This is a genomic window from Leptolyngbya sp. FACHB-261, from assembly GCF_014696065.1.
GTDB lineage: Bacteria > Cyanobacteriota > Cyanobacteriia > FACHB-261 > FACHB-261 > FACHB-261.
In genome coordinates this window covers 65199-80512 of the sequence record NZ_JACJPL010000015.1, presented here as the reverse complement: position 1 = coordinate 80512, position 15314 = coordinate 65199, and the positions used below count along the sequence as shown (strand labels likewise).

Here is a 15314-nt window from a genome sequence, read left to right as displayed (position 1 = left end):
AGCCCCAATGGTTCCGAGAACGAATGCAAGACGGCAGATACAACCTGGGATAAGGGCCAGATTGGTCTCATTAAGCTTGTTTGAAATGTTGCTCCTGCACTAGCGGCAGCTTGTTGCTAGTGCAGGGGCTGACCCTCAAAATTCAACAACAAGTGTGAATTAGTTAGTACCGAAATACGGCTGCGACTGGCGCTTTGTCTGGCACTTGTCCAGGTTCAACTGCATAAACTGTGCCGCCATTTAATAAGGTGTGAATAGCAGCGAAATCGAGCAGATCCTCGTCGTTTGGCTCTGCCTCTCGATGCAGCTGTACGGTGTAGGTTTCTGGATCAAATTCACCCCATTGCTGCTGTCCCACAGCCACAAACAGCGAGTCGATGCGCTGATAATAAGCAGCTGGAATAATGTCCTCCAGCTTTGTAGAGGTTTGCTCGGTTGCCGATAGTTCCTGGTAGCGTTCAATCGCTTGCTGTTGTACTTGTTGAAATAAAGGTTCAACAATAGCCCAGACTTGATCTCGCAGCTCCTCTGGCTTAACGTCCTCCGGATTCCCCTTAATACCCTCTTCGATCAGGTGCGGATAGTTGTTGGCGTCTTGGTACAGAGGTAGCAGATACTCGACTCCAGCCAAGACTAAAGGTGCTTTCTCATCTTTGATCTGCTCATACAAGCTGTGGTCGATTTGACGAAAGAATTGCACAATATCCTCTCGAACACCATCAGTTTCTGGGCTACCCTGGCCGTGAAAAGTGCCTGCGTGCTGGAACGGATTTGACGTGCCACCTTTAGAGGTACTGATGCGGTTTTGTAGCTGTTTGCCAGTGCTATCGTAATTCAGCGCTTCATCCATGCTCTTAGGCACACCCTCCAGTTCAATTTCCTGGATATCGTATGGGCTAGCCTTAAAGAATTTGAACTGATTTTGACTGAGCGCCAGAATATAAAAATGTTCGTCCTGTGTAAACAAAGGCAACAAAGGTTTGAGGTGAAAACGCCCATTGACGACCACTAATTCAGCCAACTCAACAGGCAGTTGGTAGTAGTGGAGGACACTGGGCGCGATGAACATTGCTAACCCTTGATCTTGATGCTGCCAAAAGTCTCCCGTATCGAGATCGTGAGCTGGCTTAAGTAGATCTAGAACTTCAGTGTGGCGCATGCCTGTAGCGGTGAGACGTTCTTCTGCTTCTCTAATTAAATTCTTAAAGCGAATAGGATTTTGGCGTGTCTCTGGCCCTGCTTTTTGCGTGGGCATATACAGAGAAACGCATAACCCCTCAGGTTGCTCAATCAGAGTCTTTAGTTCATCTCTAGACAATAATGCCATCTGTTTAACTCCTTTTTGCTAGGGGTATCGTGTCAATAAATAAATTGGAATAAAAAAATAGGCTTACTGTCAGTAACTCAGAGCCTATCTTGCCCATTTCGATGAAGAGGCTTTGATCCCAATAAACTGGCCTTGCTCTGCCCTGACCTCTCCCTTGAGAAATATCCTGTTGAACGTATTCAGGCTGCTAAATTTCTAAAAATAATCATGCTCGATTACTCAATTAAATGATTCTAGTCTTGTCTTTCGCTCAAGCCAGCCAGCCAATCGTAAACAAACACAAGTGATTGGTATTTTTTGTTGCGAATTCTCCTGACTCTGGACTCGCAGATCCAGTATGGAGATGAGCCTTTAATCCGGGTTCAATTCTGAAAACAAGGCTCAACCCACTCTGAACAAGGGAGAAACGAGGGAGAGCAGTATGTTTCACAAAATTTTAGTGGCGCTAGATGCAGCTAAGAGCAGCCAACGTGTCTTCAGTGAAGCTTTAGCAATGGCGCAAGCGATGGGTGCCCAGCTCATGCTGCTTCACGTCTTGTCCCCAGACGAAGAAGGCAGCCCAGACATCTCAACATTCTCCAGTTTGGTCTATTATCCCGGCCTGCGTGATGACAATCTCAAGGGCTACCTAGAGCAGTGGGAAGCTTTTGAGCAGAGGAACCTTGAGCTATTGCGCTCCCGAGCCACAGAGGCCGCAGCAGTTGGCGTTACGGCTGAGTTTAGTCAAAATACTGGTAGCCCGAGCCGGACGATCTGTGACTTAGCTCGCATTTGGGGTGCTGACTTAATCATCATGGGGCGTCGAGGCCGTTCTGGTTGGAGCGAGGCGCTCTTAGGTAGCGTCAGTAACTATGTGAATCACCACGCACCCTGCTCAGTTCTGACCATCCAGGGCGCAAGCGGCAAGGATATTGCTACCGCGGATTCTCTGGAAGTGCAGGTACCCAGAGGGTTTGACCGCTAGAACCTGGCTGCTAGGCTTTGGCAGCTAGAACTCGGCAGCCAAGACTCGGCAGCCAAGACCAGTGCCTAGGATTTCTCTAGCCGACTTGTTCAAGTGCGGTTCAAGCGCAGTTCAAGCTCAACTCAAGTCCAGCTCAGTTCTGGAAGCTATTGACAATTGTTTTCAATAAGCTACAGTGATTGCAGTGTTCTCCTCTCAGAGGATCGGCAAGGGGGCCATTTCAGCAATGCTGAGTGGTTCCCTGTTTTTGTCTCTCAGGCTTGTCAGCCCAAGCCGGAACCAGTCACAATTGGGGAACTTCCCACCCGGTGCTCGCTTCTCAAAGAATGCAGGCACGAAGATAAGAAAGTGCTCTGGTTGGCATGTGCAGGAGCTTGGCAATGTTTTCGACCCGTTGGTCTTCCCGTTCTGTTTTGGCTCTGGCTGTGTTGTTGGCCAGTGGTCTGATCGGTCTACCCGCCTCGGCCCAGACAGCCACTGAAGTGCTGCAGGCTCCTCCGGTGGATGGGCAGCAAGGTATTGATGGCAGCAATTTCAATGTGCTCGATTTTGTGAATCAGGCGGTTCTGCGCGGTAATGGTCCGAGCCCTGCTCAGTTTGAGGCCGAGCAGCAGCGCAGCCTCAACCGCGAGTACACCAATTACCGGCAGCAACGGCAGCAGCTACAGATTGGCCCGACTATCAATTCTTCCCCGTCCCAAGCGCCGACTGGCCAACCCAACCAACCTGCTGTAGTGCCAACTACCACTCCGTGAACTCCAAGCCACAAGTCGCTGTGCTCGGGCTAGGGGCATGGGGTTCCACTCTAGCGCTGTTGATCAAACGTTCTGGCTATGAAGTCCGAGGCTGGAGCCGTTCTTGCCAAGTTTCTTTAACAGAAACTATCGCTCCAGCTCAAGTAATTGTCTCGGCTCTGCCGATGCGCAGCTTGAGCGAGATTGCGCAGCGCGTGGCTGACTTCGAGCTGTCTGCTGAAACTATTCTGGTTAGCGCCAGTAAAGGTTTGGAGCCAGATAGTAAGCAGGGCCGACCTCGCACGCCTTCACAAATCTGGCAGACCTGTTTGCCTCACAACCCAGTCGTGATTCTGTCTGGGCCCAATCTCTCTGAGGAGATTTGTCAAGGATTACCTGCCGCTAGTGTGGTTGCCAGCCGGGATGAAGAGGCAGCGGAACAGGTACGCAACCTGTTCGCGGCTCCCAAGTTTCGGGTCTACACCAACCCTGACCCTGTGGGTGTAGAACTGGGCGGTGTGCTCAAAAACATCATGGCGATCGCCTGTGGGGTGAATGATGGGCTGTCTTTAGGCACCAATGCCCGTTCAGCCTTGATCACCCGCGGCTTGGTCGAAATTGTCCGAGTGGGTGTCCACTGGGGCGGACAGCCTGAAACCTTCTACGGTCTCTCCGGTCTAGGCGATTTGCTGGCGACCTGTACCTCATCCCTATCCCGCAACTATCAGGTGGGTTGGGCTTTAGCTCAAGGTAAGCCCCTAGCAACTGTGCTGAGCACTCTGGTCGGCACTGCTGAGGGCGTCAATGCTGCGCCTGTACTGGCTGCCTATGCCCAATCCCGCGATCTAGAGGTGCCCATCACTGAGGCTGTTTGCTCGGTTCTGTCGGGTCAATGCGCGCCTGAAGCCGCAATTGCTGATCTAATCAATCGCCCTCCCAAAGCCGAACGGCTTTGACCACTCAACCTGAGCACTAAACCTAAAGGATCAAATAAGGATCAAATCTAAGAGTAGAAAAGATCACTGAACACAAAAATAAGCGCACGCTTGAAGTTTGCGGTGCGCTTAATATTCCTAACCCTTTCGGTGCAACGTACCCGTTTGTCCTTAGAGCAATAAGTTATAGCCTGCTCTCATATAAGGTGAGAAAGGTTAATCTATTTTTTAGGTTTTCGTGTAGATTTGTATTCTCTGAGCAGCAACCTCACCGCTTCTGCACGCTCTCAAACGCCTTATAACTTCAAGTTGACCCCAATCAGCCAGCAAAATGAGCAGAGCATCATGGCTATCTCTATCCGATTTTTGCCAGACGATGTCACTGTAGAAGCCCAAGCGGGGGAGTCTTTTCTAACAGTTGCGGCACGGGCAGGCATTCGCATCCCCACTGGTTGCCTGATGGGGTCCTGTCACGCCTGCGAGGTTGAGGTTGAGGGCTTGGGCGAAATCTGCACCTGTATTTCGGCGGTGCCCTCCGGCCAGTCTTCGCTGACTGTCAATCTCTACAGCGACCCCAGTTGGTGACATTCATGCTCAATCCCAAGCTCAACCTACGCAGACAGTGATCTGGCTAGTAGCGGCAGCGACATTGGCAGTAAGCGCTACCGTCCTAGGACAGGCCGCCGCTCAAGCCCCAGCGACGCAACGGCAGCCGCTGCTGGAGGCTGCGAGGATTCAACGGCTCCTTCTAGGCGGATCGCTGCTCGGGCTGCTCCTATCGATGCTAATAATGGGGCGATAGAGGCCAGCGCAAAGAGGTCGGGATGGGATTAGACGCCTTCCAGGTATGCGAGGACGATTTGAGTGAACAAGCGCTTGTTCACTACGCCCAAGAGCAGGCTATTGCTGTCGATACCGAAACTATGGGCCTTAAGCCTCAGCGCGATCGCCTCTGCTTGGTTCAGATTGCTGATGCATCGGGTCGAGCGACATTAGTGCGTTTAGCCAAAGGCATTACTCAGGCTCCTAGGCTCAAACAACTGCTTGAAAATCCTCAAGTCGAAAAGGTTTTTCACTACGCCCGTTTCGATATAGCGATGTTGCGTTATCACTTGGGCATTGACACAGCACCGATTTTCTGTACCAAGATTGGCAGCAAGTTAGCGCGGACTTATACCCCCCATCACGGCCTCAAAGATCTGGTGCGAGATTTGACTCAAGTTGAACTTGACAAAACGGCGCAGAGCTCAGACTGGGGCAACGTTCAAGCTCTTTCCGAAAAGCAGCTCCGCTACGCAGCGAATGATGTCTTGCATTTACTGAAAGTTCGGAGCGTATTGCAAATGATGCTGGAGCGTGAGGGTCGCTGGCAACTAGCTCAACATTGCTTTCACTGCTTACCAACTGTTGTTCAGCTAGATCTGTTGGGGTACGAAGATATCTTTAATCATTGAGCTGTACGAAATGTTGTACGAGAGCAAATGTATCAAAATCGCAAAATTCAGACTCTAGAGGGAGAAACTTTTCCAACCTAAGTGACACGCTAGATCCAGCCTTTGACTAACTGAATCTAGATAGGTTCTGGAACTGCTGGTTAGTTGCGGCTAGCCCATCCTTCGTCAGTTGACAGAGATGGACTTGAGGATACTTCCGATGGCTTCGTAACCCGCCTGCTTGAAGGGAACTCAGCCTACTTCCAGAGTAGGTGAGAACCTAATGGGCAGCCGTGCAAGGCCGGGAGCTGGTGTGATTGTCTAGTTTTCTGCCTGTGTCGTCTTGAGTTCCTATGAACTTTCCTAAGTCCGCCAAACCTGAACGACCGAGTCGCATCCTGGTGGTTGATGATCTACCCGACAACCAGTTTCTGATTCAGAACATTCTGCAGGACGACAATGAGGATTATGAGATCTGGGTTGAAGACAACGGTGTTAAAGCGTTAGATCGAGTCTTCAAAACTCCCCCCGATCTGATTCTTCTAGACGTCATGATGCCGGAGATGGACGGTTACGAGGTGACTCGTCGCATCCGAGCTTCAGATCTGCCCTACATCCCTATCCTGCTAATCACCGCCTACAGTGGTCCGAGCGTGGTTAAAGGCTTAGATTTAGGCGCCGATGACTTTATCCGCAAGCCGGTAGACCCTGACGAGATTATTGCTCGGGTTGACTGCTTGCTGCGCCTGAAGCACCTCATGGATGAGCAACTACGTCTGGCTCGTCAACGCGAAGACTTCGTCTCTCGCCTGACTCATGACCTCCGCACGCCGCTAGTTGCCGCTGACCGGATGCTGACCCTGATCAGTCAGGGGGTGTTGGGGGAGCTATCGGAGCCTATGCATGAAGCTCTGACCACCATGGCTCGCAGCAACCAGAATTTGCTGAGCATGGTCAACAAACTGCTGGAGGTCTACCGCTACGAAGCAGGCCGTAAGACCCTAAACTTTAACGCTATCAACATCGGCTCTCTGTCCCGTGAGGTTATTCAAGAACTGCAACCTCTGGCTGATGAGAAGAATCTACACCTGAATCTAGTGGTGGACGAAGGTTTACCAGCCTTGCAAGGGGACAACTTGGAACTGCGTCGCGTACTCACGAATTTGGTGGGTAATGCGATCAAGTTTACCGACCAGGGTGAAGTTCAGGTCAGCTTACGGGCGCCTTCTAATGGACTGCTAGAAATCCAAATCCGCGACACTGGACCCGGTATTCCAGCGGATGATCAGGTTCATTTGTTTGAGAGCTTCTATCAAGGTCGCCACCACAAAGGTGGTAGCGGCTTAGGTCTAGATTTGTGCCGCCGCATTGTGGCTGCCCACCAAGGCAAGATCAGGCTTGACTCAGTGGTGGGTGAGGGAACGACCTTTACTGTCTGTTTGCCTCTGCAACCCCAGCAACAGCGTGTGGCAAGCTGATTCAAGCGCCTCAAGCTGCAAACCCCAACTAGCTGATCTCCTTATCTCTTCGGTATCGGTAGTCTCATAAATGAACTGTCTCGCCAGTTTCTGCAGCACGACGGGCAGCATCCGCCACCTGCAGAGCATACAGACTTTGCTGCGGCGAGACGTAAAGGGGCTCACCTTCGAAGAGATGTGCCAGTACCGCTGCACTATCACGGGCAAACAGGCCACGACGACTGCCCAGTTCTAGCGGCGTTTCGCCTTGAGCATCTCGCCGTACGCCGGTCTCGCCATCGATCAGCAAGGCACCAGCCTTGCAATGGATTTCTAAAACTCGTTCGGATCGCCACAGCGCCTCACCTTTGCCATAGACCACCTCTGCTACAGAACCCTGAGCAAATTGGAGGTGGGCACTGGTCAGGCAGGTATTGAAGAACTCTCCATCTCCCCAAACACGACTTTGACAGCTGACTGATTGAACCGGCCCGAACAGGTCAGTGAGCCGATGGATTCGAGACACAGCCCCCATCAAGGGAAAGCCGAACAGCTCTGACGCATAGCTCCAGCGTTGCGGTGCTGGTCGCTTCTCGGTCAGGTCACTGTAGCGGATGTAGAGCACTTGGCCTAGCTTAGGTAGCCCTTGGCGCAGGGCCGTATGAATGCCACTGAGTAATTCGATGTGCTCAACATGTAGCAGCCGCTGCTGAGCTGTGGCCAGTTCGAGGAGCTGCTGTCCTTCTGCCAGATTAAGGGCCAGTGGATATTCCAGGACCACATGCTTGTTCGCCTGCAGGGCCGCTCTAGCAATGCGAGCATGGTCCCGATTGACGGTGCTGATCACCACCAAGTCTAAATCGGGCCGCTGTACCAGCTGCGTCCAGTCGTCCACTGCCACCAAACCAAAACTTTCAGCGAACTCGGCGGTGCGCTGATGACCACTGACTGCGAGCAGTTTGACCCGGGAATCACTACCCAGGGTTTCGGCTCGTACCTTAGCGGCGTAGCCGGTGCCCACCAGACCTACCCGCAGAGGGTTGTTAAGTTCCATGACAAAAGCCCGAGAGCCTCATAATATAAACTTTGCGCTAAAGTTCAGGCTATAGCGATTTGCGCTCCTCAAGGCCATCCGCGATGTCCCAATCGTCCTCTGTCGTCTGTCCCGTCCCTCTAGAGCAACGTCCGCTCAATGAGTATGAAGAACTCAGGGAGTCCTGGTTTTTCAGTTGGGCCACACTAGATATTCCAACTTTTGTCAAGCGCTTGGCTGTCGTTTGGCTAGTGGGCTGGTCTGTGAGTGCGCCTGTTGCGGCCTACAGCTTCTCGCCTTCGCGCGCGACGCTGCAGTTTCTCCTGTTTGCAGCGGCAGGAGCCAGTTTGCCCTTGGGTCTGGTGCTATTGCGGCTTTATCTCGGCTGGAATTACATTCGTAGTCGACTACTCAACGCCACGATTCCCTACGAGGAATCGGGCTGGTATGACGGTCAGTATTGGACCAAACCGACTGAGGAGCTGACCAAAGACCGCTTGGTATTTACCTATCAGGTCCAGCCACTACTACGCCGCCTGGAACGGACCTTCATGGTTTTAGGAGTGCTGCTGGTTTTGGGCGTGTTGGCTTGGAGTTTGACTTAGAGAGGAGTCGAGTATGCAGCGGCTCACTGGCTTATTGACTAACTTACTGACTGGTCTGGTAATGGGAGTGCTCCTCTTGAGCCTGGTAGTGCTTCCAGCCAAGGCTGACCTTAACCTGAACCCTCAAACTGCTGTGTCTGTAAGTGTAGAACTGGGCAAAGCGGATGGGGCCTTGCGGTTTAGCCCTGATACCCTAACCTTTCAAGCGGGGCAACTCTACAAGCTGGCGCTGAGCAATCCCAGTAATCAGAAGCACTACTTCACTGCTAAAGACTTTGCCGATGCAGTCTGGACCCGAAACATCAAAGCAGGTGGTGTGGAAATCAAGGGAGCCATTCACGACTTGGAGCTAAAGCCGGGAGCCCAAGCCGAGTGGTCATTTGTGCCCCTTCGTTCTGGTACCTATACTCTGCGCTGCACGGTTCCGGGTCACACTGAAGCCGGGATGGTTGGTATACTGACGGTCCGCTCTTAGTTGTCTGGTGGGCTGTTTTGAACGCCTGGCTCGCTCTCTTGCGTAAGCATCGCGCCATTGCTGTAATTCGCAGCCGAAACTCTAGCTGTGCCCATCGGTTGGCCTTAGCAGCGGCGGCTGGGGATCTCCGCTTACTGGAGATTACTTGGGATACGCCGGGAGTTGAAAGGCTCGTGCCCCGATTGCGGCAAGAACTGCCCGACTGCGTGATCGGCGTCGGTACTTTACTCAACCGGGGGATGCTGGAGCAAGCGCTTGCCTGTGGTGCTCAGTTCTGCTTCAGTCCTCACACCGACCTAGAACTCATTGCTATCGCTAATGCTGCTGGTATTCCTTTAGTACCCGGAGCATTAACGCCCACAGAGATTGTGAGAGCTTGGCAGGGAGGAGCAAGTAGCGTCAAAGTCTTTCCAGCTGGTAGCGTTGGTGGGCCTGCCTATGTCCAAAGTTTGCAGGGGCCACTAGGTTCTATCCCCTTAGTGCCAACGGGTGGCATTACCATGGAAAATGCCGCTGCTTTCTTGCAGGCCGGAGCCATTGCAGTGGGCTTGGCAGGCAGCCTGTTCCCGAAATCCCTGGTTGCCGCCCAAGATTGGCATCGCATTGCCGAACGCTGCCGCTGTCTAGCACAGAGTCTGCAGAACAAAAATAGAGCCTAACTGCCTAGAAACACCCACTTTTGGTGGTTGCGCTACACTAGAGGAGCAGTGTGTCGCTGCCAGTCCTACTGGCTGGGATGCCAAGTGCCAGATTTCGTGAGATGGAGCATTTCATGGAAGGTGGGTCAAGCCCACTTTTTTTATTGTCAGTTGTAGCTGAAAGCTTATGAGTCATCCTGTCATTCCCCAGGTTCTGAGTTTGGCAACTCCCATTGCCGAGCAGTTGGGTCTTGAACTGGTCGGAGCAGTGTTTCATACCAATCAGAATCCACCAGTCCTTCGGGTTGACATTCGCAATCTAGAGCGGGACACCGGCTTGGATGATTGTGAGCGGATGAGCCAGGCATTGGAACCAGCTCTAGACGAGGCTGATCTACTACCAGGCGCTTACGTTTTAGAAGTATCCAGCCCAGGCGCTTCCCGCACGCTGAGCAGTGACCGTGAATTTACAGCCTTCAAGGGCTTTGCAGTTCTGGTAAGTACCCATGACCCTCTTGAGGGCAGCAAGGAATGGTCAGGGCAATTGATTAAACGAGATGAAACTGCTGTTTACATCAACCAGAAGGGTCGTACTGTCGTCTTGCCACGAGATGCAGTGGCAAAAGTTCAGCTCCAAGACCCCCGCTAGCCCTTCACCTGCCCCTTGCCCCTAAGACGCACAACCGAAGAGTTCAGGAGAACAAGCAATGTCGATGGTCAGTTTGCACGGGCTTGGCGAGATGATTGAAGTCATCAGCCGTGAACGCAATTTGCCCAAGCATGCCGTCCAAACGGCCCTGCGTAAAGCTCTGCTCAAGGGCTACGAGCGTTACCGCAAGACCTATAAAGCTGAAGCTATAAGCTTTGAAGATGAGTATTTCGACAACTTCGACGTGGAGTTGGATGTTGAGGAGGAGGGCTTCCGGGTCCTTGCCACCAAGACCATTGTCGAAGAGGTCAACGACTCTGATCACCAGATCTCGCTATCCGAGGTGCAGGAAGTTGCGCCGGAAGCTCAATCTGGTCAAGAAGTTGTGGTAGATGTTACGCCGGACCAGACCGAGTTCGGGCGCATGGCAGCTATTCAGACCAAGCAGGTACTGGCCCAAGAACTGCGTGACCAACAACGCCGCATGATCCAGGAAGAATTCCAGGATCTAGAAGGCACAGTCCTGCAAGCGCGGGTGCTCCGCTTTGAGCGTCGCTCTGTGATCATGGCGGTTAGCAGTGGCTTTGGCAGACCTGAAGTAGAAGCCGAATTGCTTCACCGCGATCAACTACCCAACGAACGGCCCTATCGAGCCAACGCTACCTACAAGGTTTATCTCAAGAAAGTGTGTGAGGGTTCGCGCCGTGGCCCACAACTGCTAGTTTCACGAGCTGATGCTGGCTTGGTGGTCTACCTGTTTGCCAACGAAGTGCCCGAGATCGAAGATGAGATCGTACGCATTGTGGCTGTCGCTCGCGAAGCTAACCCCCCTACCCGTTCCGTCGGTCCCCGGACTAAAATAGCAGTAGACACTCTCGAACGCGATGTTGATCCGGTCGGAGCCTGCATTGGTTCACGGGGATCTCGCATCCAAGCCGTTGTCTCTGAGTTGCGGGGCGAAAAGATTGATGTCATCCGTTGGTCGCCCGATCCGGCCATTTACATCGCTAATGCCCTTTCCCCGGCTCGTGTGGACGAAGTCCGCCTGATGAACCCGGAGGAGCGCCAAGCGCATGTCCTAGTGCGTGAAGATCAGCTGAGCTTGGCTATCGGTAAGGAAGGGCAAAATGTGCGTCTGGCTGCTCGCCTAACAGGTTGGAAAATTGACATTAAGGATTCTGCCAAGTACGACTACGAAGCTGAAGACCGAAAGGCTGAGGAGTTAGCCGCCCAGATTGCAGCTCGCCGCGCTGAAGAAGAGGCTGCCTACGCAGAGGCTTACGGGTACGACGATGACGACGATTATGAGTATGCTGAAGAGGACGAAGAGGTTAACGGTAGCGCTTCCCTTTCCCATGACGAGGATGCCTCTGATCACCCCTCCACAGCAGAGCCCGTCTATGACGAGGAGGAATAGCTCCCCTGAGATCGAAGCCTAACTATCGTCGCTGTCTGAGCTGCCGTCGGATCGATCATCGGTCAAGTTTTTGGCGGATTGTGCGGTCATATCCGTCGCGAAAAGTACAATTGGAAGGAACGGGTCGCTCCGCTTATCTTTGCCCCCAAGCAGAGTGCTTAGCAGTAGCCCGCCGCAAAGATCGCCTAGGACGAGCCCTCAAAGTTCCTGTTCCTGATGAGATTTATCAGATTCTTCAGCAACGGCTCGGTACGCTGCCAAGCACAGCCAAGCCGGGCTTTCATCAGGTAGACCAAGGGAGAACTGGAGAGGGACTGTTGTAGGTCGAGATTACTGGTTTCGTGCCCCTGTCTACCCAGTGAGTTCAGTTTGTTACCCGTCATGGCAGAGCAAACCACCATGTAGCAACCAATCGCGTTCGAAGAGGGAAGTGTGGATGAGTAGCGGCAAAGTGAGAATTTACGAGCTATCTAAAGAGTTGGATTTGGACAACAGAGATATCCTTGCAGTTTGTGAGCAATTAAAGATTCCAGTCAAAAGTCATAGCAGCACGATCAGTGACGCTGAAGCCGAGCGCATCCGCACCGCCGCTGAAAAGTACAGTCGATCCCCAAGCAGCACTCCATCCCATTCGTCCTCATCGATGACAGATCGCCCCACTCCCTCTGCCCAAAACCTGGTGCAAAAGCCCAAGAAGCAGCAGATTTTGGAGGTCCGTAAGCCTGCTGTCCGTTTGGTTCCCCCACCGGAGAAACCCGCTAGCAATGGCGCGGAGGCTCCAGATTTGGGTGACTCATCTCCGGCCCCAGCACCCCCTCGTCCCACAGCTCCTGTAACTCCGCGTGCTGCTGGTGCTGGCGCCGCGAATCCTCCGGTGCGCCCGGTGCGCCCAGGGGGGACAGACCGATCACTACCCGAGCGCCCAGTTCCCACACCTGAGCGTGCAGCTGGGGAACGCAGCATTGCCCCAAAAAGGGCTCCTGAACCAGCTCGCTCGGAAGAATTGCCAGCACGATCTATACCGGCAGCAGATGCTGGTAGCCCAGCAGATGTTGCGCCTAGTGTTGCTCCCAGCGTTGAAGTGCCAGCCCGTGCACCTTTACGCAGCGCCCCAGTTCGGCCTCAAACCAATGGCGATGCTAACCGACGGGTTGCTGCCGAGTTGGCCGCTCCGGAGGGAACAGCCTCTCAAGACTTCGCCACCCGTGAGCCCCGCAGCCTCACCAATCGCCCATTAATTAAGCGCCCAGCAGCTCGTGGCGAGCAGGATGGGCAGACGGCAGCGCCTGCTCCAGTTGTTGGACGTCGTGAAGGAACTGAGGGCATTCGCCGTCCTGAGCGTCCCAATCTGGACTTACAGCGTCCACGGCCTGCTCAGCCTGGTAGCCCACAAGCACCCTCCACGCTGCCTCGCCCAGTTCGCAATCCCGGTGGTTCTGCTCCCGGCTCGGTAGCGACTGATCCTAATGACAGTGTGTCGTTGCTCAATCGGCCTACACCGCCACGCCCGCCGAAGCAGCGCAGCAAGGCTGAGGAAGCTGAGGATGAAGCCAATGAAATGGCGAAGCTCAAGGCGGCGGGCAAAACCAAACGCCGTCCCGTCTACATTGTGGACGAAGATGAGGAGCTGCTCGAAGATGCCAGCGGTACGGCATCAACTGCCATTGAAGTCAGCCTATCTCTGGCCCGACCAGCAGCTCGACCCAAGCAGAAGACAGCTCAGCCCCGACAGGTAACAGCAAAGGTTACACCTGCATCTGGTGGACGCCGTCATACAGCTCGTGACCGTCGTGAACAACGTCGTAACCAAGAGCAAGAGCAGGAGAAACCAACAACCCTGGTGCTGACTGGCGATCTCACAGTGCAGGAGCTCGCTCAGAAACTGCATATTCCCGAGACTGACATCATCAAGGCCATGTTCCTCAAAGGTTCCATGGTCAATATCAACCAGAGCTTGGATATCGAGACTGCCTCAGCAGTTGCCAAAGATCTGGGCTTTGAAGTCGAGACTCAGGAACTAGCTGCTCCGGCCCGTAAGGTCACGGAGATGCTGGATGCAAAAGATCTGGAGTACTTGATCCGCCGTCCGCCGGTGGTCACGATCATGGGTCACGTCGACCACGGTAAGACAACCCTTCTAGACTCGATCCGTAAGACTAAAGTGGCTCAGGGCGAGGCTGGGGGCATTACTCAGCACATTGGGGCCTACCACGTAGAGGTGGAGCACAATGGCGAGCCAGAGCAGATTGTCTTCCTAGACACGCCGGGTCACGAAGCCTTTACCGCTATGCGGGCACGCGGTGCTCGGGTCACGGACATTGCGATTCTGGTTGTAGCCGCAGACGATGGGGTTCGGCCGCAGACGATTGAGGCGATCAGCCACGCTCGGGCTGCAGAAGTGCCAATCGTGGTTGCTATCAACAAGATCGACAAAGCCGATGCACAGCCCGATCGGGTGAAGCAAGAGCTGAGTGAGCACGGTCTAGTCCCCGAAGAGTGGGGCGGTGACACGATTATGGTCCCGGTCAGTGCTATTGCCGGTGACAACCTGGATACCCTGCTGGAGATGCTCTTGCTGGTATCTGAGGTAGAAGATCTGCAAGCCAATCCAGGTCGGGAGGCCAAAGGTACAGTTATTGAGGCTCACCTGGATAAGGCCCGAGGCCCAGTGGCTACCTTGTTGGTTCAGAACGGTACCCTGCATGTAGGCGATATCCTCCTAGCGGGCCCGGTCTTTGGTAAGGTCCGTGCCCTGGTCGATGACCGAGGCAAGCGAGTTGACGTGGCTACTCCTTCCTTTGCGGTAGAGGTGCTGGGTCTGAGCGATGTACCTGCAGCAGGTGATGAGTTTGAAGTCTTCACGGACGAAAGACTCGCTCGCGCTACAGCGGGCAACCGGGCCGATGCCCAGCGCACCAGCCGACTGCAGCAGTCGATGTTCTCGCGCCGTGTCACCCTGGGCACCCTATCGGCTCAAGCTCAGGAAGGCGAGCTAAAGGAACTCAACCTGATTCTCAAAGCCGACGTACAAGGTTCAGTCGAGGCTATCCTCGGTGCTCTGGGACAACTGCCTCAAAACGAAGTGCAGGTTCGGGTGCTGCTGTCTGCTCCAGGTGAGATCAGTGAAACTGACGTTGACCTAGCCGCAGCCAGTAACGCCGTTATCGTGGGCTTCAACACCACCCTTGCCCCAGGCGCAAGGCAAGCGGCTGACCGCTTGGGTGTGGACGTACGGGATTACAACATCATCTACAAGCTCCTGGAGGATATCCAGGGTGCGATGGAAGGTTTGCTGGATCCCGAAACGGTCGAAGAAGCGTTGGGCCAGGCAGAGGTTCGAGCTGTTTTCCCAGTCGGTCGCGGTACGGTCGCCGGTTGTTATGTCAAGGAAGGCAAACTGGTCCGCAACTCTCGCATGCGTGTGCGGCGGGGTGGTGAAGTGGTCTTCGAGGGCAACCTGGATTCGCTCAAGCGCATGAAGGAAGATACTCGCGAAGTGGCCTCCGGCTATGAGTGCGGCGTTGGCTCTGACAACTTCCAGCTCTGGCAAGAAGGGGACATTATCGAAGGCTTCCGCATGGTGTCTAAGCGACGGACTCTATCAGCCTCGTAGTGCCTAGCTAACTGCATCTCATTAGAGTGGCTGC

15 protein-coding genes are annotated in these 15314 nt (G+C 53.8%); 13 read left to right on the top strand and 2 right to left on the bottom strand.

Annotated elements, in window-relative coordinates; all coding sequences use genetic code 11:
- Positions 1-163: 163 nt before the first annotated feature.
- The gene (locus H6F94_RS06540; protein WP_190801419.1) at positions 164-1327 is read right to left on the bottom strand and encodes a baeRF3 domain-containing protein; all 1164 of its coding nucleotides are present in this window, start codon (positions 1325-1327) and stop codon (positions 164-166) included.
- A 421-nt stretch (positions 1328-1748) separates the two neighbouring features.
- On the opposite strand from H6F94_RS06540, the gene H6F94_RS06535 reads away from it, so the two are divergent.
- The 6 genes from H6F94_RS06535 to H6F94_RS06510 all read left to right on the top strand — a co-directional run bounded on the left by H6F94_RS06535 (position 1749) and on the right by H6F94_RS06510 (position 6871).
- Positions 1749-2291 carry a universal stress protein gene (locus H6F94_RS06535; RefSeq protein ID WP_190801418.1) on the top strand — a complete coding sequence of 181 codons (543 nt, stop codon included), beginning with the start codon at positions 1749-1751 and terminating at the stop codon, positions 2289-2291.
- Between the two features lie 380 nt (positions 2292-2671).
- Positions 2672-3046: a hypothetical protein gene (locus tag H6F94_RS06530; RefSeq protein WP_190801417.1), complete on the top strand. Its 375-nt coding sequence runs from the start codon at positions 2672-2674 to the stop codon at positions 3044-3046.
- Entirely contained in the window at positions 3043-3981 is a 939-nt protein-coding gene (locus tag H6F94_RS06525) for an NAD(P)H-dependent glycerol-3-phosphate dehydrogenase (protein ID WP_190801416.1), read from the top strand. Before H6F94_RS06530 ends, H6F94_RS06525 begins: the two co-directional genes overlap by 4 nt.
- 324 nt (positions 3982-4305) lie before the next feature.
- Positions 4306-4545 carry a 2Fe-2S iron-sulfur cluster-binding protein gene (locus H6F94_RS06520; RefSeq protein WP_190801415.1) on the top strand — a complete coding sequence of 80 codons (240 nt, stop codon included), beginning with the start codon at positions 4306-4308 and terminating at the stop codon, positions 4543-4545.
- Between the two features lie 239 nt (positions 4546-4784).
- On the top strand, positions 4785-5414 hold the full coding sequence (locus tag H6F94_RS06515; RefSeq protein WP_190801414.1) for a ribonuclease H-like domain-containing protein: 630 nt from the start codon (positions 4785-4787) through the stop codon (positions 5412-5414).
- 332 nt (positions 5415-5746) lie between these two features.
- Complete coding sequence (locus H6F94_RS06510; protein WP_190801413.1) at positions 5747-6871, top strand: hybrid sensor histidine kinase/response regulator; 1125 nt, start codon at positions 5747-5749, stop codon at positions 6869-6871.
- A 64-nt stretch (positions 6872-6935) separates the two neighbouring features.
- Here H6F94_RS06510 and H6F94_RS06505 read toward each other — a convergent pair whose 3' ends face one another.
- Positions 6936-7904: a Gfo/Idh/MocA family protein gene (locus H6F94_RS06505; protein ID WP_190801412.1), complete on the bottom strand. Its 969-nt coding sequence runs from the start codon at positions 7902-7904 to the stop codon at positions 6936-6938.
- Positions 7905-7987: 83 nt separating this feature from the next.
- On the opposite strand from H6F94_RS06505, the gene H6F94_RS06500 reads away from it, so the two are divergent.
- From H6F94_RS06500 to infB, 7 genes are all read left to right on the top strand, one after another.
- The gene (locus H6F94_RS06500) at positions 7988-8488 is read left to right on the top strand and encodes a CGLD27 family protein (protein WP_190801411.1); all 501 of its coding nucleotides are present in this window, start codon (positions 7988-7990) and stop codon (positions 8486-8488) included.
- A gap of 13 nt (positions 8489-8501) precedes the next feature.
- Positions 8502-8963, top strand: a complete 462-nt coding sequence (locus tag H6F94_RS06495; protein ID WP_190801410.1) for a plastocyanin/azurin family copper-binding protein — start codon at positions 8502-8504, stop codon at positions 8961-8963.
- A 17-nt stretch (positions 8964-8980) separates the two neighbouring features.
- Entirely contained in the window at positions 8981-9622 is a 642-nt protein-coding gene (locus H6F94_RS06490) for a bifunctional 4-hydroxy-2-oxoglutarate aldolase/2-dehydro-3-deoxy-phosphogluconate aldolase (RefSeq protein WP_190801409.1), read from the top strand.
- A 166-nt stretch (positions 9623-9788) separates the two neighbouring features.
- On the top strand, positions 9789-10250 hold the full coding sequence (gene rimP / locus H6F94_RS06485) for a ribosome maturation factor RimP (RefSeq protein ID WP_190801408.1): 462 nt from the start codon (positions 9789-9791) through the stop codon (positions 10248-10250).
- 58 nt (positions 10251-10308) lie between these two features.
- On the top strand, positions 10309-11667 hold the full coding sequence (gene nusA, locus H6F94_RS06480; RefSeq protein WP_190801407.1) for a transcription termination factor NusA: 1359 nt from the start codon (positions 10309-10311) through the stop codon (positions 11665-11667).
- The gene (locus H6F94_RS06475) at positions 11664-11990 is read left to right on the top strand and encodes a YlxR family protein (protein ID WP_313949248.1); all 327 of its coding nucleotides are present in this window, start codon (positions 11664-11666) and stop codon (positions 11988-11990) included. The genes nusA and H6F94_RS06475 overlap by 4 nt, the downstream gene beginning before the upstream one ends.
- Positions 11991-12103: 113 nt before the next feature.
- A complete protein-coding gene (gene infB / locus H6F94_RS06470; protein ID WP_190801406.1) occupies positions 12104-15280 on the top strand; it encodes a translation initiation factor IF-2 in 3177 nt (1058 codons plus the stop codon).
- Positions 15281-15314: the final 34 nt, after the last annotated feature.

What these genes read in the sequence shown, in the direction of transcription:
- H6F94_RS06510 (WP_190801413.1), top strand. Translation starts at nt 5,747, where the DNA reads ATGAACTTTCCTAAGTCCGCCAAACCTGAACGACCGAGTCGCATCCTG.
- H6F94_RS06495 (WP_190801410.1), top strand. Translation starts at nt 8,502, where the DNA reads ATGCAGCGGCTCACTGGCTTATTGACTAACTTACTGACTGGTCTGGTA.
- H6F94_RS06540 (WP_190801419.1), bottom strand. Translation starts at nt 1,327, where the DNA reads ATGGCATTATTGTCTAGAGATGAACTAAAGACTCTGATTGAGCAACCT.
- infB (WP_190801406.1), top strand. Translation starts at nt 12,104, where the DNA reads ATGAGTAGCGGCAAAGTGAGAATTTACGAGCTATCTAAAGAGTTGGAT.
- rimP (WP_190801408.1), top strand. Translation starts at nt 9,789, where the DNA reads ATGAGTCATCCTGTCATTCCCCAGGTTCTGAGTTTGGCAACTCCCATT.
- H6F94_RS06530 (WP_190801417.1), top strand. Translation starts at nt 2,672, where the DNA reads ATGTTTTCGACCCGTTGGTCTTCCCGTTCTGTTTTGGCTCTGGCTGTG.
- H6F94_RS06520 (WP_190801415.1), top strand. Translation starts at nt 4,306, where the DNA reads ATGGCTATCTCTATCCGATTTTTGCCAGACGATGTCACTGTAGAAGCC.
- nusA (WP_190801407.1), top strand. Translation starts at nt 10,309, where the DNA reads ATGTCGATGGTCAGTTTGCACGGGCTTGGCGAGATGATTGAAGTCATC.
- H6F94_RS06535 (WP_190801418.1), top strand. Translation starts at nt 1,749, where the DNA reads ATGTTTCACAAAATTTTAGTGGCGCTAGATGCAGCTAAGAGCAGCCAA.
- H6F94_RS06505 (WP_190801412.1), bottom strand. Translation starts at nt 7,904, where the DNA reads ATGGAACTTAACAACCCTCTGCGGGTAGGTCTGGTGGGCACCGGCTAC.
- H6F94_RS06515 (WP_190801414.1), top strand. Translation starts at nt 4,785, where the DNA reads ATGGGATTAGACGCCTTCCAGGTATGCGAGGACGATTTGAGTGAACAA.
- H6F94_RS06500 (WP_190801411.1), top strand. Translation starts at nt 7,988, where the DNA reads ATGTCCCAATCGTCCTCTGTCGTCTGTCCCGTCCCTCTAGAGCAACGT.